This is a genomic window from bacterium (genome assembly GCA_024228115.1).
Lineage (GTDB): Bacteria > Myxococcota_A > UBA9160 > UBA9160 > UBA6930.
The window spans coordinates 1-789 of the sequence record JAAETT010000324.1 but is presented as its reverse complement, the minus strand read 5'-3'; the positions used below and the strand labels follow the sequence as shown (position 1 = coordinate 789).

Annotated in this window: 1 protein-coding gene; it reads left to right on the top strand. The window is 48.8% G+C overall.

The window, feature by feature from the left end:
• Positions 1 to 789: RNA-directed DNA polymerase (locus tag GY937_14355; protein ID MCP5057883.1), on the top strand; the 789-nt coding region annotated here is incomplete at both ends.

The window sequence follows — 789 nt, the reverse complement described above, 5'->3', positions numbered from 1 at the left end:
AGGCAATGTCCGATCCACGCGGAAAAGTCAAACCCATTGCAACACAACAATCGCCGGAGGCTATGAGAGAGCATCCCGATGGGAAGGCCTTGATTGCCCTTCTCGTGAAACATCATGAAGCTCTGTCTTTATCAGACAGGGAGATGGGTCATGCCCATGGTGTGATCCATGAAATCGATACAGGTGACGCTCGTCCTATCGCTCTACCCATCAGGCGTATGCCCTACAGTGATCGGGAAGAAGTGAAGAAGCAGTTGACCGATCTGCTAGCAGCAGGTGTGATTGCACACTCGAATTCTGAGTGGGCGTTCCCGACGGTCCTCGTGCGGAAAAAGGACGATAACAAGATACGCGTTTGTATTGATTATCGGGAGCTTAATCTGGTCACGGTGAAGGATCGTTATCCTTTGCCCCGATGTGATGATCTCCTCGATATGGCAGGTCAGGGAGGTGCAAAATATTTCACCAAGCTTGATTTGAAAGCGGGCTACCATCACATTAAAATGAGTGACGATGCCCGCAGGAAAAGTGCTTTCATCACGTGGATGGGGAATAACCCCATGCTTTTCGAGTTCGTGTACATGCCGTTTGGGCTGGTCGCCGCCCCAGCAACATTTCAAAGGTGCATGAATAATGCACTAAGGGGACTGGATCAATCCAAGGTGTTCTGTTATTTGGATGATATTCTCATCGCCACCAAAACGGTGGATGACCATATTGAAACCTTGGATGGTGTGTTAACCAAACTCACCGAAAACGGGATGAAATTGAAACCGAGTAAGTGTGAGT